Genomic DNA, 20911 nt, shown 5'->3' on the forward strand with positions numbered 1-20911 from the left:
CTTACTACGATTGGTATAATTAAGCCTTGTCTTTTTCGCCCATGCCTAACTACACAGAAAGAACGCGCGATACTGCAGCTTGCACTTCTTGTGCGGAAGCGTTTCGGTTTAGGGTGAAGGACACATATTGATCCCCACGAAGGCTCATTGCGCGGTCAACTTCCGCTAAACAATGAACTACGTTGCCGTCTAGAATAAATGAAAGTTCGATCTCTTTGCTGGTCACAAATCCATTGTTGCGAAATTCAATTTCCTGATAACAACCGGAGTGCGACTGGAATGTGTTCGCGCGTAAATGACCTTTTTCAACGTCTGCTTTTACCATCGTAAACCCTGCTGATTCAATAGCAGATATCACGCTAGACACGACTGGAAGAGGTTTCACTTCCACAAGATCTCGGTCTTTAGGGTCGATAGCAAAATCAATATCCAACGTTGTTTCAACCCAAACATGACATAGGTTGTTTAGTGCATTCAACGCAGTCACTGGCGTTTCGTCGTGAAGCTTAAGTTCAAAATTGACTTGTTTCTCTTCACCCGGGCCAATAACAAAAGGCTCCACCGCTTGGAGATGCCCCAACACAAATGATGGGTAGCTTGTGCCGCTGTCTGATTCCACTTTTACTTGTGTGCAAAGTTTCAGTTTTATCGCATCAATTTGTTGCTCAACATCACCGCCTTGAATATGAACGGTCCCTTCTAACGTTTCACCTTGAGAAAGGCTCATGTTGTGCAACACCGTATCCACTTTCGCTGCACCAATACCTAATGACGCCTTTAACTTTCCAAACATCTGTATTCCTTATTATGTGTTGAGACAAAGATTAGATATGGGTTGTGGCGCGTAGATTCAAGCATTGAGTGAGCGAAAGGGCAAGCTTAAGCAATTATGCGATCTTTTCGAGATACCAAACTCCGTGGCAAGGACCATTGTTCAGATTCCATTTCCCTTGAATTTTGTCGCTCGTGACCTTGCCAGAAAATCGATAATCCCATTGGCTATGGCTTGCATACAATGTCAGATCTTTGTTGTCTGATACCCAGCCTTTGAGCGGTGTTCCGTTGTATGTGAGAACAAAGGTGACCAGCCCATCAACCACTTCGCCTTCTATTGTTGTTGGCTCGCATAAGCTGCTGTTCGATTCGTTGATCCGACGCCCTACCCATTTCCCATCAAATTCACTCGATACACTAAAATCAGGCGCTTCAGGCAATTTAGGAAACGAATCTGGGTTACTTGATGCAAACCAATCAAGTTTGCTCCCCACCAGCAGAAAAGCCACAAAGGAAAAAGTCAGTGTATACGCCGCTATTTTTTTCATCATTCAGTGCAACCAAGAAGTAGTAACTAAATGAATTATATGGAATAAAAAACGGAATTGGGTAAATCCATATAAACCTTGCGATTCGCTTCTCAGTAGGAAATGGCCAGCAAAATCACTCTTTAAAATAGAGAAGGAGCTAAAGCTCTGAATCCTGCATATTGAGCGTGTTTTTATTTACATCTATCAATAACGTTAATACCTGCGAAATTGGTTTTGCTGGGTTTTCGTGTGACAAAACGCCTCAATGATTACGGGGTTGAAAACGGCGAGAAATAGGTGCAGACAAGATATAAGGAATACGAAACGCCTCAATGACTTTGTGCGCAATTAAAGGAGCCAATGTGGCCACTGCCATACCAACAATCAAATGCACCGGTGCAGACTCAATACCCATCCCTTTTGTTAACACCACTCTCACGCCACTGCCGGCCAATATATGCATAACATAAATCGACATCGACGCTACTCCTAGCGTTTTCAAAAACCCAAAGGATCCTTTAGATATCGTGATGGATAGTGACGTGACAAACGCTATCGAGCAAATAGCAACAATCAGTGATTCTGCCCCTCTCTGACTGTAATCCATACCCCATAAGCCGTGATACACCCACTGAATAAAGGCAAATAAAATTAACGTAACGCCCAGTGCCGCACCAGATTTAAAGAAGCGATCTAAAGCGTACTGAGTGAAGATTATTCCTAAAAAGAAGAACACTAGATTTTGAGTTAAGAAGTTAATAAGAGTGACGTCTGGCAAAAATGAAGCAAATACATACAGCAATACCGTGACGACAAAAAGCCCCATCCCCAACGCTTTAGAGCCGATGGAATACACGACAGAGCTGACTAGAAACACAAAGAAAAGCGCATACAAGAACCAAAACTGGGCTCTTGGCTCCCAAAGCAACGCAAATACATCACTGAAAGACACATTCCCGTTAGTGTAGTTCGATAAAACGGCTTCAATACTGCCTTGCAATAAAGACCACAAAACGTACGGGTAGAAAATGGTGTCCACCTTGCTGAACATCAGTTTCTTAGCACCTCGCTTGGAAAACGAACGGTAAAAAAACAACCCTGACAAAAAGAAAAATAGCGGCATGTGAAAGCTATAAACCACGCTGTCTGCCATATGGTAAAACGCAGTAGGCATATCTATATTGGCGTTGAACAACCCTCTCGCCACATGCCCATACACTACAAGTAGAATACCTATACCTTTTGCGTAATCGACCCAATCCGTTCTATTTTCCACGTCCTACCCTATTTTGTTTTTGCTTATTGGCTGAGTTACGACGATCTGTTAAAGCTCGCCAAAATCCCTCAAATAATGCCTTAAACGCATGACTCTTATTTGAGACGACTTGACCTTTTCCTTACAGCTCATAACAGTAAAACTACAGAAACAAAACAAAAGTAAATATTTTCAACAACTTAAATAGGTGACACTTGTAGCCATTGCAGCATTAGCTCAACGGGATTTGAACCAGCTTCACAGCCTGAAGTTTCAGTATTCGCGTTAAATTGGATACCTAAAGAGCTCGGCTGGTTCTTAAATTGGGGAGGGGTATGTTTAACAACCTCGATACAGAGGGGGGTTACTATTTCAATTTAGCTTGCCTCTTAAAATAACGATAAAACTTAACTCGTTAACGTTTTCATAAGCCGAATATCAATGATGGTTTCTCCGTCGTATTCCGTTTTTTCGAATTCACCAGTTTCAACAAAACCAAGCTTTTGATAGAACTTCATTGCCGATTGGTTACTGTCTAGAACGTAAAGAGAGATACGTTTGATAGCCTCTGCTTTTACCACTTGATTAAACGCATTCATCAACTGTGTTCCGACACCTTGTCGGTATAGATAAGGGGAAAGGTAGAGCTTGCTTAATTCGATAACGTCCGAATGGGTGGGATTGATGTAGTAGGATAAAAAGCCGACCACTTGCTGGTCACGCTCAGCAACAATAACGCATTCACTTTCCGTTTGAATAATGCTTCTCCATTCTTTTCTTCTCACATCAAGGGTATAACCCGATATGTACCCTTGAGGCATTAAGCCTTCAAACGCCACGCCCCAAGAATCCACATGTATTTGGGCAATTTGGTTTATATCTTTTAATAATGCGGATCTTATCTCTACAGTCATTGTGTTTTCTCAGTACTTCTTTTTCTTAAAACTTACCTGTTTACTCACCAAATAAGCTGGTAAACCTTAACAGAATAATTCATGCAAACTGAGGGGATTAGCATGAAGTGGCACGCATTTTCCCCGTATTTCTTACACGCTAAATCAGCAACTTTTTGGGTTAACCAGAGCTCGGGTTAGATCCAACGCCTCACAGAATTTCGATATAGGCTGTATTCTTCACCAAATTTCTTGACCATTTCTCGCTCTTCATAAGCGATATACCACCGATCCGAAACAACCACATAGAACACAACCAACACAAAAGATGAGATGGCCGCGCCGAATAAAACAGCAAATCCAAATAACGCAATGGAGAACCCAAGGTACATAGGGTTTCGGGTGAATTTGAATGCGCCCGTTGTTACCAGCTTTCCCGGTTCATCAAACGTCATTATGTTGGTTCCAACTTTGCGAAACAAAGCGCTACTTCTACCCGCGAGGGCAATACCAAAAGCAACAAACAATAAACCTAGAAATGAATAAGGCATGGCGATTAAGTGAGGTGAATTTGAGTACCAACAAACAGCACCCATCGCGAAAACCGTCAGCACAAATAAATAGGGGGGAAGTAGCTTTTTCATCTGCGTATCCTAAAAATTCAATGAGGAGTTGCAGTCTACTTGTTAGAAAAGTGGCAAGCCTTAACTTATGTTAAGCCCAATTCTCTGCGGATCCGTGAAAGCGTCACGTCCGTAATACCTAGGTACATAGCAACATGACGTAATGGAATAAGATGGCTTTCTTCCGAAAACTCGCTTAGGAAGTTTTGGTAGCGTGTTTTAGCATCCAATAGCAAAAATTCCGCCTCTCGACGTTCTTTCTTCAGAACCAATTGCTCATAGATTTTTCTTACAAAGGCGTTCCAATAGGGATGTTTTTCCGACAAAGATACAAGGGAAGAATAAGGGATAGAGGCTAGGCTGCATGGTGTGATGGTTTCAGCGTAAAAAGGGCTTGGGGCATTCGCGACCAACGAGCTAACACTAGTAAATGCGCCGCCCGCTTTCACTAGGGATTTATTTCGCTCCACCCCTTCCAAATCGAGATAATAATAACGACCAACACCCTGCAGTAAAAAATGTACATCCGTAACGTTATCACCCACCGAAAAAATCGACTGTTTCTCTTGGTAATCAGCAAAGGAAAACTGCTGAAGATCATGGGTGTCGTACTGAATATTCGGCACGACTCGCTCCAGAAAGTGTTTTAATCGCTGTTCAGATGAATCGTTCATTTTCCCTACTGCCTTAAATTCCGTATGACGGATAGGATATGTATAACGAAGAGGCTATGTCTATCTACCATTCTAACGGCAGATCCGAAATCCAGATATCGCCCAGCTCACACCAGCCAAACCCGTTCACTTGTGTATTCTTAATGTTTTTAGAAACCGCTAAACTGAACGATTCTTGCTTCAATTCCACCACCATTCCGAGTGCTTTTGCTTTGGCTTTTAGCGCTTCTAACTCTTCCAGTGCTTCGGCATGATTTGCTTGCGAACGTATTCCGTCAATATCGTTCTGAAAACAATCTAAGCGAAATGGGTATAAACAGAAGAAAGACAACCACGAAATAAACGTATCGTTCTCATCAATAATGCTGCAAAAAGCCTGTTCGAAATCTTGGTGGTAATGCCCATATGGAACAACTTCAACTGTGTGATTTTCACCGTTTGTGTTTAAAACAGCAAAACTTAGCGCTTGGCATTCCGATGTATCTTCGCTGCTGATTTTCGAACCTTCACTGAAGAGTCGGTCTTCCGAGGTGTTTTTAACTTTTAAAAATGTAGACGGTTTTTGGCTTTCAATGGATTGGGTTTGATCAGGCATTTGTAGGCACACTTGGTTTACTGCGCAGCTTTTGCTTTTCGCCCAATCTGGATAAACCCACAACTCTACTCGTTTCAGTATGGCTGTGCTGTGACTGTATCGGTCATTCCGACCAAGCCTAAGCATTTTCGATGAAAATACATCAAGAGAAAAAGCGCCAGACCCTACCAAGCGTTCACTGGAAGGCAGCTTAAATATTGATGCTTCCGCTCGTGAAAGCAACCGAGGTAAATGCCAATCTGCCTCACTCAGCGTGATTTCTATTAGCTCGTTCGATGTCGCCTTCACACTCGCTATGTGCCGATACAAACGCGCCCAATATTGAGTTGAAACGAGAGCTTGCAAACATGTCACCACATCTTGAGCACTCAGCAAACTTCCATCATGAAAATGTACACCGCTGCGAACTTGAAAATGCCAGCATGTTGCGCTGGAATTGCTACGCCATTGATAGGCAAGGTCACCTTCTAACTTGCCGTTGTGGGTAGACGTTAATCGCTGGCAGATTTGAGTCACCAAAAAACGTTCCGTACGGCGCAAAGAACTGAACGGGTGTAACCTTTCTAGCTCTCGATGAAAAGGGATATAAGCGATGCGTTGAATGGCTTCTTGCGATTGCGCTAGGTAAGCTTCCAGCTCTTTTTGAGGATCTCTGCCCCCGAAAGACAGCACATTAAGAAGCTGCTCTACGTTACCGGAATCAGCCAAAGGAGTCGCAATTTCATAACACGCTTCTATCGGTTCAATAAGGCAAGATAGCTGCGCTTTTTTGTTTCGACCAGATTGCGCTGCCCACTCGATCCACCTTGCCGCCACCATTTTTTTCAACAGCGTTTGAACGTGCCGCTCACTGACGTGCAAGAGAGCCGCCAGTTCACTTATCTGACATTCCGACACTCCAGGACCATAAGTGCTAAATAGCCGTTCGTAGATATCGAGTTTGCGTTTAAGGTTTTCCATTCCATCTTTTTCTTTGTATTACAGGCTTCATCTCTGCGTTAAGTGCGCGTAACCCGCGTCTACTAAACCATGATCCATAATCGACAGAACCTGCTCGGTCACGTGTGGTTTTAAAATCGCAGACTCCATCATTCCATCTAACAAGAGCTGTGAAAAGTGTTCTATCTCGTATTCAAACCCATTCCCTTTTATAGGGTGGTCTATAGAAAAACGCTCATTTTGAGTTTCGATACTGATATGGCTCGGGTTCCACCATTTGTCGTGAATGGTAATAGTCACATTCCTGCCTTTTAATACCGCATCACGGGGTAGATTTTTTACAATGGAAGCAGAGATCATCCCGCTTATCGCACCATCAAATTGGAAGAGTGCATCTTCATCCACTTTGGACTGCGCAAAAGAGGTAAACATTTTAACGGCTGGTGCGGAAATCTTAACATTGAGTGTGTCACACAAGTCGCAGAACAGCCATAAACCGTAAACGCCTACATCCAATGTCGTCCCACCCGCCAGCTCGTGATTGAAAATGAACAAGTCTGGATCAAAATCGTGCTCATTACCAAAACCCGCTTCTATCGAAGTAAGTTGAATTTGGTTATCTACTAGATAGTTCTTCAACTCTTGGTATGCGGGAAACGCCACCGTTTTCATGGCTTCTAATAGCAAAACGCCCTGTTGTTTTGCTAATGCGCTCATGGCAAGCCAATCTGCCACATTCGTAAAAGCCGGTTTTTCCACTAGGACATGTTTTCTATGTTTAAGGAACAATTCTGTTAAAGGTTGATGGTAGGGGTGGACCGTCGCCACATAAATGGCTTGTACGTTCGGATCTTTTGCTAACGCTTCGTAGCTGCCATAACATGTATCACAACCATATTTCTCTCCAAAGCCTTGAGCTCGATTTTGGTCTCTGGCTGCCACTGCATACAGTTCTGCATTATCACAATGCTGTGTTAAGGCGGTAGCAAAGCGCGTCGCGATATTTCCTAACCCTGCAATGCCCCATTTTATCTTAATGTCTGATGCGCTCATTGTTTAACTCCGTTAGTATAATGCGCAGCAGTGTAGCGAGAGACAACGCTATTTAATATGGAACAAAGCCGCTGACTTGTTCTGTGTTTTTCTCTCAGAAATGTTTTCCAACAAAAAAGCAGCGTATTCAAAATACGCTGCTTTATGATAATCCAATTGAAAACGAGCCTGTTATTCAGTCGCTTCGTGGATGGTTTCTTTTGTCTCTTTCCAAATCTCGGACGAATCGTCTTTAACGCCTTCCCACGTTTTGGCACAGCCGCCAAGTACAAAACTCATGGCGACAATCAAAAAAGACATTCTCATAATGTAAACCCTTGCTCGTTAATATCTTGTTGTGGATTCTAACAAAGAAGGAAAAGCAATGCCTACTCTGCGATTCAATTGATATTGGTTTGCTTAGCAATGAGAATGTTTTGGCTGTTATTCAATAGCCTACTGCCAGAAACATTAGTCTGCGGCTATTGCTTCTATTTCAAATAGCAGCTCAGGCAGCGCAAGTCGGGTAACACCTAATAGCGTCATCGGGGGCGCTGCGTTTACTGGCCCCATTCGCATTCCGAGAATATCGAAATGTTTCATCGCTTCATCCACATCAGTGGTATAGACGCGCAGTTGAGTAATATTTTCAAGCCCCATATCTGCTGCTTTTAGTACCGTTTCAAGGTTATCCATTGCCAATGCGATCTGATTCCGCATATCCCCAATGTGTTGCGGCGCACCTTCTGCATCCACGGCGGTTTGTCCTGCACAATTTAGCTGACGGGCTACGCCCTCAATAATTTCCGCTTGGCTGTAACCAAAATTCAGAGACCAATTCCATGGGTTAACGGCTGTTCTTTTCATCACTTCTATTCCTATTTTGGGTGAGTGGAATAGAGCATAACGACACCCTACTGACAGCATGGTGTCAGTAGGGTTAATTTAATATACTCACCTACCCAAGGGTGCATTACTGAGCTAATTCCTCAAGGCAAAGTTCAATGATCGCGATAAAGACTATTTCTACGCAGGAGCAAAAGAATGAGACGAGCAGATAGGCTATTAAAAATGGCTCATTATCTTAGAAGCCGCCATCGCGCCGTCACTGCACAGCAAATTGCTGAGGAATTTCAAATCTGTACTCGCACTGTTTACCGAGACATTCAAGATCTGGTCACGTCGGGCGCACCGATTTATGGCGAAGCGGGTGTGGGGTACATCATCGATAAGAAATACTACCTGCCCCCTGTTACCTTTGATATTGATGAGCTGGAAGCGATTGGTCTTGGCATCAGTATGGTACGTCAATGGACCGATGATCCCTTTGCATTGAAAGCGACGAGCGCTCTTGAAAAAATTCAGGCGATCTTACCGGCTCAGCTTCAAGGCGAATATCAACAAATCACCACCTACTCCATGCCAAGTGAAGCGATTCTCCCGTGGAGCATCAGTTTCTCCGACCTCCGCGAGTGCATACGCGAAAAACGAAAAATCGACATCCACTACTGCGACGATAACAAAAAAACAACTTCCCGAACGCTACGCCCGCTTGCGCTTATATTTTTTAGCCCCGTTTGGCTATTGGTTAGCTGGTGCGAAAAAAGGAAAGACTTCCGCCATTTCCGCCTCGATCGCATTCAATCTATGGTGTTAAGTGATGAATATTTTGAAGATGAAGAGGATAAAAATTTCACGGCGTACCAAATACAAGATCAGCGTTGCTAAGCCCAAAATTACCATAGAAATTACTCGGAATATTCTGCTTTGATCCCCCTTTAGCTGCTCTACTCTCACTCTTATCTGAAGAGTACAGCAGCAAAAATTAGCGCAGCGCTTTCTACCCAATGCCTCCACCTCCTTTCTCTTTTATCTGACTTAATTGTGAGAAACACATAATAAAAATCACACAAATGCGAAATATTCGTGTGTCAGATTAAATCCATTGATGTGATTTAATCGCTTGCGAGCGTTCAATTATTGAGCAATTCACAGTATATCAATATGCACTCTTCGTCTTATTGAACCGTGTAATCATATTTGATATGGCTAAATTAAAGCAGTTGTGTTGTAGCTCATAAGTTTGAATGGAATGCCCCTAACAATGTGAATTCGTCTGGAAATACTCCGCCCTATTCGCATTGATCATGAAAACGGAAGATTAAGGATAGAGCCACATGGAAAAGACACACTTAATGACCAAGATACTCACCTCGCTGTTATTTTTTTATTCAGCGATATCTGTTGGTGGAAACGTTGTTGTTTACACCGCGCACGGACCAGAAATATACGAACCACTTTTTAAGGAGTTTCGAAAAATAAATGGCGATATCAAAATCGATGTTGTTGTGTTGGGAACGGGAGAAATGTTCCAGCGAGTTCGGGCTGAACAATCCAACCCCGCTGCCGATTTAACGTTTGGCGGACCCGTTCAAAGTTACGACATTAATGCCGATTTATATCAAGCCTCTACGCTGGACGCTGACAAAATGGCCATGATCAAAGATGGCGACAGCCGATGGCACGCATTTACGGTATTTACCCAGCCGTTATTGGTAAACACCCACTTAGTCAAACCTTCTGAATACCCTACTACTGTCGCCTCTTTGCTCGATACAGATTGGTCTAAAAAAGGCGGATTACTGCTCGCCAACCCTAACCATTCAGGCACGGGATACTCCATTGTCGCTGGTCTTGCCAACGGAATGGGTTGGGATTTCACCACTCAATTAATTAAAACGGCTAAAGCAGTACCTGGGTCGACACCTATGTTCAATGGTGTGAAGGATGGGGAAGCCGCAGCGGGATGGATCAATGAAGATCTCGGCGCAAAATGGGAAGCACAAGGTCTGCCCGTAAAAATGATTTATCCAACGGATGCTTTAACGGTTCAAGTTGATGCATACGGGTTAGTTCAAAACGCACCTAATGCTCAAGATGCTAAAAAACTGATGGCGTTCATTGGCAGTGTTAAGGGGCAAGAAATCGCAGTTAAAACCATCAATCGCCGTTCAGTCAGAACAGATGTAAAACCCCCTGTCGGTCTTCCTAAACTTGGTGAGTTACCTTTGTTTCCTGCGAAGGAACCTCAAAGCATAGTGAACGCGCGGTTCACCAAAATTCTTGAGAAATAAGGCGCTTGAGAATTCAAGCTCTTGAGAATTGAAGCTCTTGAGAATTGAAGCTCTTGAGAAATAGATATTTGCGCATTTCTAGTCCAGACGTAATAGCGGTGTAATTGGTGTAATTGGTGTAATTGGTGTAATTGGTGTAATGAAGATAACGGCATGGAAAACCTATACATACTTCTGCATTTTTGGGGCGATAGTATTTATCGTGTTGCCTCAACTATGGATATTAACGACGTCGTTCCAACGGGACGGCGGGGTTTTTACCATTGAAGTAACCCCGACAAAACTTGCATTGGTAAATGACGATTTAGAGCAATTTCAGAAATTATCATCAACTAACACCGCTATTTCTCTCGCTAGAAATGAGCTGAAAATAGACATTGAAAGATTAACGGAAACACAGACTCAACTTACGTTAAACGAACCGATAGAATCTGCGAAAAAAACGGGACAAAGAAGCCTGTTCTTAGTGAGCCCTTCAGGGCAATTTGTTATTAAACAAACCGTGGTCAACCAACTCAATTTTGGGCAAGAATTGAAACGTAAGGTGCCTTTCGAGATTGAAGTGGCAAAACAACGCGTTTTGATTTCTCACCAAGAAGATGCGTATTTAACGTTTAGCGACCAAATGGAAAGTTGGTCATTGCAGGCTTATTCAGATTTTTTTGGTAAATCTCGATACCTAAGTGCGCTATCTAATAGCCTTATCGTTACCTTTGTTTCTGCCTTCTTTGCGACTGCGTTAGCGGTTCCCCTTGCTTGGTTAGTCGCAAGGTACAACTTGAAGTACAGAAAGCTAATCATCATAGCCATAGCGATGGCTTCCGTCGCTCCACCATTCTTGGGGGCATATTCTTGGAGAATGCTTTTGGGTTCACAAGGACTGCTCACCGAACTGCTTGGTTTGGATTGGTCGATCATGGGATTACACGGCGTTATCTGGGTCGTTATATGGTTAGCCTTCCCTATTGTTTTTTTAACCACTCTTGATTCATTTGAAGGATTAGACGCATCATTAAGAGAATCAGCATTAAGCCTTGGAGCGTCTAACTTTAAAGCTTTCTTAACCGTTGAGGTGCCTTCTTGCTTACCCGGTGTGATTACGGGCTTGTATATGTCCGCTATGGTTGCTTTTTCCGACTTTGGTACACCGTTCATATTGTCACTCGATATGGAGGTCCTCCCAATGTTGATCTACAAAGAGTTTCTGAACGAGGTGGGCGGTAATACGAGCATTGCCAGTGTTGCGAGTGTTGTTATGGTGGTGGTTGCCACGCTTTTTCTGACTTTTCAGCGATTGATACTGGCATCCAAAACTTTCTCGTCTGTTTCTGTTAAAAAAGCGCCGCTGTTAGACGTCACACCCAAAATTAAAGGCATTGCTTATGGGCTCGCCACTTTCATGATTGCCATGGCTTTTCTCCCTCATGTCACTGTGTTGATTGTTTCATTTTTAAAGTGGCAAGCAGGGATGGTGACCAGCATATTCACTCTGCAAAACTATTATGACGTATACGACACTCAACTCAATTCAATATGGGTCAGTTTATCTACTGCTGGTGCTGCTACTGTTATGGCACTGTTTTTCGGTAGCACCATTGCCTACATTATCGTCAGAAAGCGCTTTCCTATTATCAGCCCTGTCATCAATAACCTGACCATGCTGCCCTACATTATTCCTGGGACTGTCTTTGCCATCGGCTACATATACTCATTTAACGACGGGGTATTAACCCTTACTGGCACTTGGTGGATACTGACTATTGCGTACTTAATTAGGAAACTGCCCTATGCCATTAAAATGGGAGAGTCGACTCTCTATCAAGTACACCCATCACTTGAAGAGGCCGCAACCAGCCTTGGCGCGCACCCTGTAAAAGTTTTCTACACAATAGTTGTCCCTATGATTTTAAGTGGTGCTGTCACTGGCGCTACGCTCGTGTTCATGCAATCTGTGACAGAGCTTAGTGCCACTATTCTCTTGTTTCGTCCTCCTTGGCGCCCCATGTCTGCTGTGTTGTTTGAATACACCGTGGCACCAGGAAGCAACTTTGGCATCGCAGCATCGCTCGCCGTCATCATGATGGTCATCATTTATTTCCCACTCTACTTTGTGTTCAAAAAACGTTAGGAATATCCCTATGCCTCATCAAGCTGTTCAACCATTGAGAGTAACGATTGACAACACTTCCGTTGAATTTGATGGCGTTCCTGCCATAGAAAATGTTGAACTAACCATAGACCCCGGCGAGTTGTTTACACTTTTAGGTCCCTCTGGTTGTGGCAAAACAACACTGTTAAGAGCTATCGCGGGTTTCAACACCGTGTCTAATGGTGAGATCCGTTTTAATCAAAAAAACGTTATTCATATTCCTGCTTGGAAAAGAGACATAGGGTTCGTCTTTCAAAACTACGCACTGTGGCCGACAAAAAACATATTCAACAATGTCGCTTACGGTCTACATCAAAGAAAAGTAAGTAAACAGGAAGTCACTCGCCGAGTAGCCGAAGTGCTGGATTTAGTGGGGTTATCGGATTCCATTCATCAATTCCCTTCACAGCTCTCTGGCGGTATGCAGCAAAGAGCCGCCTTAGCCAGAGCATTAGTAATTGATCCACCTTTACTCTTGTTAGATGAGCCCCTGTGTAATCTAGATGCAAAGCTTAGGGTTAGCCTGCGCAGAGGGATAAGGGATATTCAACGGCGTCTAGGTATTACAGCAATTTATGTTACCCATGACCAAGAAGAAGCACTGGATATTTCTCACCGCATTGCAGTGATGTACAAAGGGAGCATCGTCCAAGTCGGCACTCCCGAAAACATTTATCAAGAGCCCATTAATGCATTTGTTGCCGACTTCATTGGCAGAGCGGTGTTTATACGGGGAAAACTGCTCGATAAATCGACTATAGAGCTCACGAACGGGGATAAAATACACACGTCTTTCCCTGCAAAACTTAACGGCAATCTTGAAGATATTTGCTGTGTATTCTGCCGCCCTGAAGAGTTGAAAGTTGTCCCAGAAACAGAAGCTAACTTCACTGCCATCATCCAGTCCGTTTCTTATTTGGGCAATTTTTATCAATACCTCGTTGAATTATCAGACAGTCAGGAGGTGATTGTTGAAACACAAGAACAATTCCCGGAAAAACAAGTCATCGGGCTTGCTTTTAAGAAGCTGACTGGCTTCCATCAAATGCCTCAAGATTTTTCTTAACCTCGGGATAAAGTAAGTATGAGCATGCAAAACAATCCAATACTTCCAGCATGGGCTGGCAAGCATTTTCATTGGCACTATGTTTTGGCTAATAACATGCCTTACCCTGTTCATACTGGGGTTTATCCTTCCCAACTGGCTATTCCAGAAACACACACGCTGCAACACTGCTATTTTTTTGGACGACACGGGTGTAGGTATGCTGCCGAGCACCACGAATACCCAGAAACTTGGTTTAACAGGCTTAAGCCCCTTTTTCATTCTCACCCTTTAACAAAACAAGGGTGCCAGCTTTGGGCGTACATCCAGGCATTCATTGAAAAATACCCAAAAGATAAAGAAGGGCAGCTGTCTTCGAGAGGGTATACGGAGGCTCTCGGCATTGGATATCGAATTGCGGGTAGCTTCAGAAATCATTCGATCGAGTTAACAACAGGGACTTCGCAGGTATTTCGGGCGAATCAAACTCAAGATGCCTTTTGTGAAGGCGCAGCTAAAAACAGACGATTCACTCATCACGATAAAGGCACATCAGCTCGCTTCTTTGTTAACCCTCACGATGAACACGAGAGTAACCACCTCAACTTGTTCTTTCATCGTTACCTTAAACCCGCAATTAATCGGGCTCGGCAACCAGATCTTGAGTTTCATTCCACTTTATCCCCTAACCGAGTCGTAAACATGGCTCGTCATTTTATAGACGTGGATTCAAAAGAAGATGCCAGCGAATTTCTGTATTGCTTGTATCGCTTGGTTCAGCAAGAAGAAATGACCTTAGAGAAAGAACTCTTCATAGAGAAAGACTCGATCACTGAAGACGATGGAAAAATAGCCGGCGTCTTTGCACAGGCATTGTTGAAGGAAAAAGGGACCGAGATCTATAGCTGGCTGCGTGATATGGTGCTCTGGGAATACTATTACTATTTTGGGAATGCTCACCAAAATCAAAATTGTCAGCCTGTGCTGTGTCAGCCCATTCTATTCGATATGGTCGAAACTCTTCATTCGAATGTTAATACGGGCATCACAGCTTATTTTGGTCATGATGGTGCGGTGGCGGGTTTACTTTCCGTACTTGGGCTGCTTTCCGAGCAAGGTTACGACACTCATAGAATGAAAAGCTGGAGAGATTACGGGCATATCACGATGGGCGCAAATATTTGTGTCCAGCTCATAACCGATGAATCTAGACAGCACTTTGTTAGATTGTTAGTGAATGAGCGCTTAGTGCCATGGCCTTTTGTTCAACACGACCTCGCAACGGGTATACCCCTCATACAGTTTCAAGAACACTACAAAGCTGTGCTGTCAGCAATACCTGATCATCAAAGTTTTGCTGATATGTTAGGGCGCGTAAACCTAACCCTAGAATGAAAAAATTAAGCCATATTGACTCGACCGTTATCTTATAAAGTTAGCTTTGGCTGAATAAAATCGATGAACACCGAAATACGCTTAGCGACGGACGACGATCGATAATACACAGCATTGATCTTTTCTCTTTCAGTGTTAGGGATTTTTTCGGATTCAAGCAATGGAATGAGCCGGCCTTCCTCGATGTCTTTCTTCACCATAAAGCCAGATAGGCAGGATATACCGTTCCCCGCTAAAGTTAGCTGGCGAACCGTCTCGCCATTACTGGATACAAAGTTCGGTTTTAACGTCTCAAACCCTTTTAACGGCCAATGATTTAATACTTTGGGCCCTGAAAACCCGATGATGTCGTGGGCAGAAAGGTCACTATTTTTTTGGGGAATACCACGTCGGGCGAGGTAGTCAGGCGAAGCAACAATGTACAACGCACTTTTACCCAGCGGTTTCGCGTGAAGTGTAGAGTCGTTTAGCTGCCCAATCCGAATCGCCAAGTCGGTTTTCTTCTCTAATAAATCCACAAACCCTTCATTCGACGTCAATTCCAACTGGATGTTAGGAAACGCGTCGTTAAATGGCTTAACCAATGGCACTAATTGATGGAAAACAAATGGGCTTGCTGCGTCGACCCGCAACCGACCTTTGGGCAGATCGCCACGGGAAATGACCTCTTCTTCTGCTTGTTGGATTTGCATCAAACCTAGCCTAACCGTATCGACAAACTGACGTCCTTCTTCTGTAAGCTCTACCCGACGTGTCGTTCGATTAAAAATGGAGACATTAAGCTGACGCTCAACCTTACTCACCGCACGCGACACACGTGCCACCTGTATGTTTAATGCTTCGGCTGCGGCTGAAAATCCCCCTGAATCCACCACCGCCAGTAACATTTCTAAATCATCCGATCGGGTTAGCATGTCTACTCTCTACATTCATAAGCTGAAATCATTTTATTGCATATTCCACAAAAGTCATTTGTTAAAACCTCTATTTTTAACAATTATTAGATTCCGCATAATTCGCCTCTATTCATTGGGACAAGTACGAAACACACCACTATCGAACGATACGTGCTTCTCAGAACTATCATTCTCAGAACTGTCATGGAGAGAACAACACTATGCCTTTAGCCCTTCTCGCATTAACGCTCAGCGCTTTTGCTATCGGGACCACCGAATTTGTCATTGTAGGGCTCATTCCTACAATGGCTGCCGATTTACAGGTTTCCTTACCCTCTGCTGGATTATTAGTTAGCCTATATGCGCTCGGCGTCGCGATCGGCGCACCCGTTTTAACCGCACTTACTGGAAAATGGAATCGCAAACACGTGCTTCTTTTCGTGATGAGCTTGTTTGTGACCGGAAACTTGGTGGCTTGGCAAGCGCCAAACTACGATACGTTGATCGTTGCTCGCATATTGACGGGGCTGGCTCATGGGGTATTTTTCTCGATAGGTTCGACCATTGCCACGGGGTTAGTACCAAAAGAAAAAGCCGCCAGCGCGATAGCCATTATGTTTACAGGTTTAACCGTAGCTCTAGTAACAGGCGTACCTTTGGGTACCTATATTGGCCAAACTTTTGGCTGGCAAGCCACTTTCTTAACTGTCGCCGTGCTTGGCTTAATTGCATTGATTTTCAGTTTGCTCCTTGTGCCAAACAATTTAAAGCAACCACCAGCCACCAAGCTGTCTTCGCAACTTCGAGTGCTCACTCATCCTCGCCTATTGCTTGTCTATGCCATTACCGCTTTGGGATATGGCGGCACCTTTACCGCGTTCACTTTCTTAGCTCCTATTCTTGAGCAAGTCTCTGGTTTTAGCTCAAGCGCCATTGGTTTGATCATGTTGGTGTACGGCGTTTCAGTGGCAGTGGGTAATATTTGGGGTGGGAAAATGGCCGACAAAATGGGGCCAATCAAAGCCCTCACTATTATCTTTTCTGGTCTCGCGACTATTTTGGTCGTCTTTAACTTTACGGCGGTTAACCCAATTGCCGCGACTGCAACCATTTTAATTTGGGGCGCATTTGCATTCGGTAACGTACCTGGGTTGCAAGTCTATGTGGTCAACTTGGCAGAGAAACACACACCTGACGCGGTCGATGTCGCATCTGGGTTGAACATCGCTGCATTTAATGTCGGCATTGCTTTAGGTGCTTGGGGTGGCGGGCTTATTGTGGCAGAAGCGGGATTAATGCATACACCTTGGGTGGGTGCCGTTATCGTTGTTATAGCCATTGCGCTCACTCGATTCAGTGGGAAGTTAGACAAAAATCAAGAATTCGAGCTCACCAAGCAGACGGTTTAGCAACAGAGCCACGATCAATACGCCGAATACTCCGGCGTATTGGTCGCTTTTCATTTCAATCATATGCCCTCCTATCAAATCCTCTCTTCAGTGCTACTTATACGTCATCAGAATAACTATTTGAGTAAAGAGTCACTTTTCAGGCATGCTTATTTAAGGATTTCTCATTAATGACGTAAAAGGAATTTGAATGTTATCAACTTACATAGCCGGTTTTAGTCTTAGCCTTTCGCTTATTCTGGCTATTGGTTCGCAAAATGCGTTTGTGATTAAGCAAGGAATAAAGAAACAACATGTCTTTCTGGTGTGCTTAGTGTGTGGCACATCCGATGCCATTCTAATCTCGATGGGGGTATCCGGCTTCGGAGCTCTGGTTCAAGAATTCCCCGCAATTGAGCAATTCGCGCGTTTTGGTGGAGCAGCATTTTTGCTGGTGTATTCTTTTTTGAGTTTCAAATCCGCATTTAAAGAATCTCATGCCATGAACCTTGCTGGTGAATCCGAAACATCATGGAAGAAAACAGTGCTGATATGCCTCGCGTTTACGTGGCTCAACCCTCATGTTTATTTGGATACAGTGGTGCTACTAGGTTCCATCTCTACTCAGTATGAAGCCACCAAATTTTACTTTGGGCTCGGCGCTGTCAGTGCATCGTTTGTTTTCTTTTTTAGCCTCGGGTATGGCGCTCGGTTACTTAAACCCTTGTTTCAAAAACCTTCTTCATGGAAAATACTGGAGTTTCTCGTCGGCGTTATGATGCTACTTATCGCGGTTAGTTTACTCTTCGGATAATCAATTGGACTAAGTGAATGTTGCAAAAACATACAGGCTCATGCCTTTGCAAAAAGGTCTCTTTTGAAATTGTGGGTGATATCAAGGCGGTTACGCACTGTCATTGCAAGATGTGCCAAAAGTCTCACGGGGCGGCATTCGCTACATACGCAGCCACTCGAAAAGAACATTTTTCTCTGCTAGGAAAAGGGCATCTCGCTCGCTTTCGATCTTCTAAAGACGTGACACGATCTTTCTGTACACACTGCGGGGCGACTGTTCTCTGGGAGGATTCAGGAACATTTAGCAGTGAATGGACAACCTTTGCTCTGGCATTACTTGATACTCCCTTTGAAAGAGAAAAGCAGAAGCACATACATTTAGAATCAAAAGCCCATTGGCTATCAATCAATGATTCTCGACTACAACACTCTACTGATGCGAGTGAATGAAAGGACACAATAGAATGAAATCAGCGCTCCTTGTGATAGACGTACAACAAGGTTTAATGGAACCCAAACCGCAACCGTATGAAACAGAGAAAGTCATAAACCGAATCAACCAAGCAACAAGCTGGGCGAGAGCGAAAGACATTCCCGTCATATTTGTGCGCCATGAAGCCCCGAATTCCATCGTTGAAATGGGCAGTGAGGGCTGGCAAGTACACCAAGATTTGGAGCAGGTTGAATCGGATTCTTACATCAACAAAACCACGCCCGATTCATTCCACAACACCCATCTTCAAACCTTACTCGACGAACACCAAATCCAACATCTCTACGTATGCGGTTACGCCACAGAGTTTTGCGTAGACACAACCACTCGACGCGCTGCAGGTTTGGGCTATCCGGTAACACTGATTTCAGATGCTCATACCACGCATGATAAGCCTCACGCGAGCGGAAGTACCATTCGAGAACATCACAACTGCACACTTCCCGCGATTCAAAGCTTTGGCGTTAAGTTAGCGGCTATTCCTACGGCTGAGTTAGTTTCATAAGGTATCCCCTGACTCTATTGACCCTTACTCAATTCCCCCTAAGGAGACATTGTGAATACATTGGTTGTTGTAACGCACCCTATTCAATCGAGCCTCTGCCAACACTTGGCTAAAGAAGTCATTGAACACCTCGAATCGAAAGGGCATTTGGTTACGGTTAAAGATTTGTACAAAGAACAATTCGACCCAGTATTGAGTGAAAACGAACGCCAAAGCTATTACGCCGATCATTTCGATGCTTCTAAAACGCAATCTGATATTGAGCAACTCGAAAACACAGAACACTTAGTTTTGGTGTTTCCTACTTGGTGGTTTAACTTTCCGGCTATATTGAAAGGTTGGTTTGACCGAGTATGGGTGCCGGGAAGGGCGTACAACCATTCCGAAGATATGAAAGCCATTACCCCTAATTTGGGAAATTTAAAGAAAGTTACTGCAATCACTACACTGGGTTCGCCATGGTGGGTTGATCGCTTTGTACTGCGTCGTCCCGTTTACAAAATTCTTAAATTTGCCTTGCTTGGGGCTTGTACTAAAAACTGTTCGTTCCAAATGTTTTCTCTTTACCAAAGTGAAGTTGCCAAACAAAACCAAGTGACCAAGTTTTTAAACAAGGTAAAAAGCAATATTCTGTAGCAAGCCAGTAGTAGCAAATCAGGTTTTAGGGCGTCCTCGATCGTGTTCTAGGACGCGCCCAGCCTAGATTTTCCACAAAATGATTTCTCTATCCACTTAATGAGAAATCGTCATGATAAAGCCTTATTCACTCTTTTTACTCGCCTGTCTTTTGTTCCCTTCACTGTCGAATAGCGAAGACATCGGCTTTCTACAAACATCCATCGAGTCAGACACTCGCCCTTTCAACCTGACCATTTGGTATCCAACACGTGATAACACGGCGCTGAAAGTGAAAGTGGCTGACAATATCGCTTTCGAAGGTATCTCGGTAAGAAAAAATGCTCAAATTCACCATGAAAAGCGTCCGCTCGTCATGCTCTCTCACGGTTATCGAGGCAGTTGGCGTAACCTGAATTGGTTAGCAGAATATTTGGTGGATTCCGGCTACATCGTGGCAGCACCCGATCACCCTGGAACCACCACATTTAACCCTTCTCAGGAACAAGCAGCGATGTGGTGGGAACGCCCAAGAGACATCAGCCGAGCAATCGATTGGATGCTGACAGACTCTGAATTTCACTCGGTCGTTGATAGGAAAAATATCGCTGCCATTGGACACTCTATGGGCGGATGGACTGTGATAAACCTTGCGGGGGGTAAAACAGATTCGACTCAAATTAAACAAGAATGCTTGGCTCACCCTAACCCACAAGTTTGCAAACTGCTCCCTGAGATGGGGTTGGATAAACCAACAAAACAACACAGCCATTTAATCGATGAACGAATTAAAGCGGTAGTGTCGCTCGATCTCGGTCTGGCGAGAGGCTTTACGCCTGATAGTTTGCAACAAGTAGACATACCGGTTTTGATCCAAGCAGCAGGTACCAACACGGCGTATTTACCCCATGAATTGGAGTCGGGATATCTCGCTTCAATACTCCCAGCAAAAACAACACGCTATGAATTGATTCAAGACGCGACACATTTCAGCTTTATGCAGCTTTGTAAGCCTGGTGGACGAGCTATTATCGAAGAAGAGCACAAAGGCGACGGCATGGTTTGTGATGATGGAATGAAACGAACTCGGCAAGAACTGCATGCAGCAATGGCGGAGTCGATTAAAGGTTTTCTTGAAGTGTCACTCACCCACTAAGTAAGACACCGCTTAATCAACCGCC

22 protein-coding genes are annotated in these 20911 nt (G+C 44.0%); 11 read left to right on the forward strand and 11 right to left on the reverse strand.

Annotated elements, in window-relative coordinates:
- Window positions 1–49: 49 nt before the first annotated feature.
- From VPNCDNU1_RS19450 to VPNCDNU1_RS19495, 10 genes are all read right to left on the reverse strand, one after another.
- Complete coding sequence (locus tag VPNCDNU1_RS19450) at window positions 50–793, reverse strand: sporulation protein (protein ID WP_104401872.1); 744 nt, start codon at window positions 791–793, stop codon at window positions 50–52.
- Between the two features lie 94 nt (window positions 794–887).
- Window positions 888–1325: a hypothetical protein gene (locus VPNCDNU1_RS19455; protein ID WP_371410804.1), complete on the reverse strand. Its 438-nt coding sequence runs from the start codon at window positions 1323–1325 to the stop codon at window positions 888–890.
- Window positions 1326–1566: 241 nt separating this feature from the next.
- Window positions 1567–2580: an acyltransferase family protein gene (locus tag VPNCDNU1_RS19460; protein WP_104401873.1), complete on the reverse strand. Its 1014-nt coding sequence runs from the start codon at window positions 2578–2580 to the stop codon at window positions 1567–1569.
- 386 nt (window positions 2581–2966) lie between these two features.
- A complete protein-coding gene (locus VPNCDNU1_RS19465; RefSeq protein WP_104401874.1) occupies window positions 2967–3473 on the reverse strand; it encodes a GNAT family N-acetyltransferase in 507 nt (168 codons plus the stop codon).
- A gap of 176 nt (window positions 3474–3649) precedes the next feature.
- Window positions 3650–4096 carry a methyltransferase family protein gene (locus VPNCDNU1_RS19470; RefSeq protein ID WP_104401875.1) on the reverse strand — a complete coding sequence of 149 codons (447 nt, stop codon included), beginning with the start codon at window positions 4094–4096 and terminating at the stop codon, window positions 3650–3652.
- Between the two features lie 65 nt (window positions 4097–4161).
- Entirely contained in the window at window positions 4162–4749 is a 588-nt protein-coding gene (locus VPNCDNU1_RS19475) for a Crp/Fnr family transcriptional regulator (protein WP_104401876.1), read from the reverse strand.
- Between the two features lie 64 nt (window positions 4750–4813).
- Window positions 4814–6304: an SgrR family transcriptional regulator gene (locus tag VPNCDNU1_RS19480; RefSeq protein ID WP_104401877.1), complete on the reverse strand. Its 1491-nt coding sequence runs from the start codon at window positions 6302–6304 to the stop codon at window positions 4814–4816.
- A 27-nt stretch (window positions 6305–6331) separates the two neighbouring features.
- Window positions 6332–7336 carry a Gfo/Idh/MocA family protein gene (locus VPNCDNU1_RS19485; RefSeq protein ID WP_104401878.1) on the reverse strand — a complete coding sequence of 335 codons (1005 nt, stop codon included), beginning with the start codon at window positions 7334–7336 and terminating at the stop codon, window positions 6332–6334.
- Between the two features lie 171 nt (window positions 7337–7507).
- Window positions 7508–7642, reverse strand: coding sequence for an entericidin EcnAB (locus tag VPNCDNU1_RS19490; RefSeq protein ID WP_101111556.1), 135 nt, complete (start codon window positions 7640–7642; stop codon window positions 7508–7510).
- Between the two features lie 144 nt (window positions 7643–7786).
- Window positions 7787–8182: a RidA family protein gene (locus tag VPNCDNU1_RS19495; protein ID WP_104401879.1), complete on the reverse strand. Its 396-nt coding sequence runs from the start codon at window positions 8180–8182 to the stop codon at window positions 7787–7789.
- A gap of 177 nt (window positions 8183–8359) precedes the next feature.
- Here VPNCDNU1_RS19495 and VPNCDNU1_RS19500 point away from each other — a divergent pair, with 177 nt between their 5' ends.
- The 5 genes from VPNCDNU1_RS19500 (at window position 8360) to VPNCDNU1_RS19520 (ending at window position 15038) form a co-directional block, all read left to right on the forward strand.
- The gene (locus tag VPNCDNU1_RS19500; protein ID WP_104401880.1) at window positions 8360–9043 is read left to right on the forward strand and encodes a helix-turn-helix transcriptional regulator; all 684 of its coding nucleotides are present in this window, start codon (window positions 8360–8362) and stop codon (window positions 9041–9043) included.
- Window positions 9044–9492: 449 nt separating this feature from the next.
- Complete coding sequence (locus VPNCDNU1_RS19505; RefSeq protein ID WP_104401881.1) at window positions 9493–10449, forward strand: extracellular solute-binding protein; 957 nt, start codon at window positions 9493–9495, stop codon at window positions 10447–10449.
- Between the two features lie 139 nt (window positions 10450–10588).
- Entirely contained in the window at window positions 10589–12577 is a 1989-nt protein-coding gene (locus tag VPNCDNU1_RS19510; protein WP_104401882.1) for an ABC transporter permease, read from the forward strand.
- Between the two features lie 10 nt (window positions 12578–12587).
- Window positions 12588–13664: an ABC transporter ATP-binding protein gene (locus VPNCDNU1_RS19515; protein ID WP_167404843.1), complete on the forward strand. Its 1077-nt coding sequence runs from the start codon at window positions 12588–12590 to the stop codon at window positions 13662–13664.
- Between the two features lie 18 nt (window positions 13665–13682).
- Window positions 13683–15038 (forward strand): histidine-type phosphatase, encoded by a 1356-nt coding sequence (locus VPNCDNU1_RS19520; protein WP_104401883.1) that lies wholly within the window; start codon window positions 13683–13685, stop codon window positions 15036–15038.
- A 32-nt stretch (window positions 15039–15070) separates the two neighbouring features.
- Here VPNCDNU1_RS19520 and VPNCDNU1_RS19525 read toward each other — a convergent pair whose 3' ends face one another.
- The gene (locus VPNCDNU1_RS19525) at window positions 15071–15952 is read right to left on the reverse strand and encodes a LysR family transcriptional regulator (protein ID WP_104401884.1); all 882 of its coding nucleotides are present in this window, start codon (window positions 15950–15952) and stop codon (window positions 15071–15073) included.
- A gap of 203 nt (window positions 15953–16155) precedes the next feature.
- Between VPNCDNU1_RS19525 and VPNCDNU1_RS19530 the strand changes: the two genes are divergently transcribed.
- The 6 genes from VPNCDNU1_RS19530 to VPNCDNU1_RS19555 all read left to right on the forward strand — a co-directional run bounded on the left by VPNCDNU1_RS19530 (window position 16156) and on the right by VPNCDNU1_RS19555 (window position 20886).
- Window positions 16156–17343: an MFS transporter gene (locus VPNCDNU1_RS19530; protein WP_104401885.1), complete on the forward strand. Its 1188-nt coding sequence runs from the start codon at window positions 16156–16158 to the stop codon at window positions 17341–17343.
- Window positions 17344–17533: 190 nt separating this feature from the next.
- Window positions 17534–18136 carry a LysE/ArgO family amino acid transporter gene (locus VPNCDNU1_RS19535; protein ID WP_104401886.1) on the forward strand — a complete coding sequence of 201 codons (603 nt, stop codon included), beginning with the start codon at window positions 17534–17536 and terminating at the stop codon, window positions 18134–18136.
- A 17-nt stretch (window positions 18137–18153) separates the two neighbouring features.
- Entirely contained in the window at window positions 18154–18567 is a 414-nt protein-coding gene (locus VPNCDNU1_RS19540; RefSeq protein ID WP_104401887.1) for a GFA family protein, read from the forward strand.
- 14 nt (window positions 18568–18581) lie between these two features.
- The gene (locus VPNCDNU1_RS19545; protein WP_104401888.1) at window positions 18582–19115 is read left to right on the forward strand and encodes a cysteine hydrolase family protein; all 534 of its coding nucleotides are present in this window, start codon (window positions 18582–18584) and stop codon (window positions 19113–19115) included.
- Window positions 19116–19166: 51 nt separating this feature from the next.
- Window positions 19167–19751: an NAD(P)H-dependent oxidoreductase gene (locus tag VPNCDNU1_RS19550; RefSeq protein ID WP_104401889.1), complete on the forward strand. Its 585-nt coding sequence runs from the start codon at window positions 19167–19169 to the stop codon at window positions 19749–19751.
- A gap of 112 nt (window positions 19752–19863) precedes the next feature.
- A complete protein-coding gene (locus VPNCDNU1_RS19555; RefSeq protein WP_104401890.1) occupies window positions 19864–20886 on the forward strand; it encodes an alpha/beta hydrolase family protein in 1023 nt (340 codons plus the stop codon).
- Window positions 20887–20911 lie beyond the last annotated feature (25 nt).

This window comes from Vibrio penaeicida (assembly GCF_002933855.1).
In the GTDB taxonomy this organism is placed as follows: Bacteria; Pseudomonadota; Gammaproteobacteria; order Enterobacterales; family Vibrionaceae; genus Vibrio; species Vibrio penaeicida_A.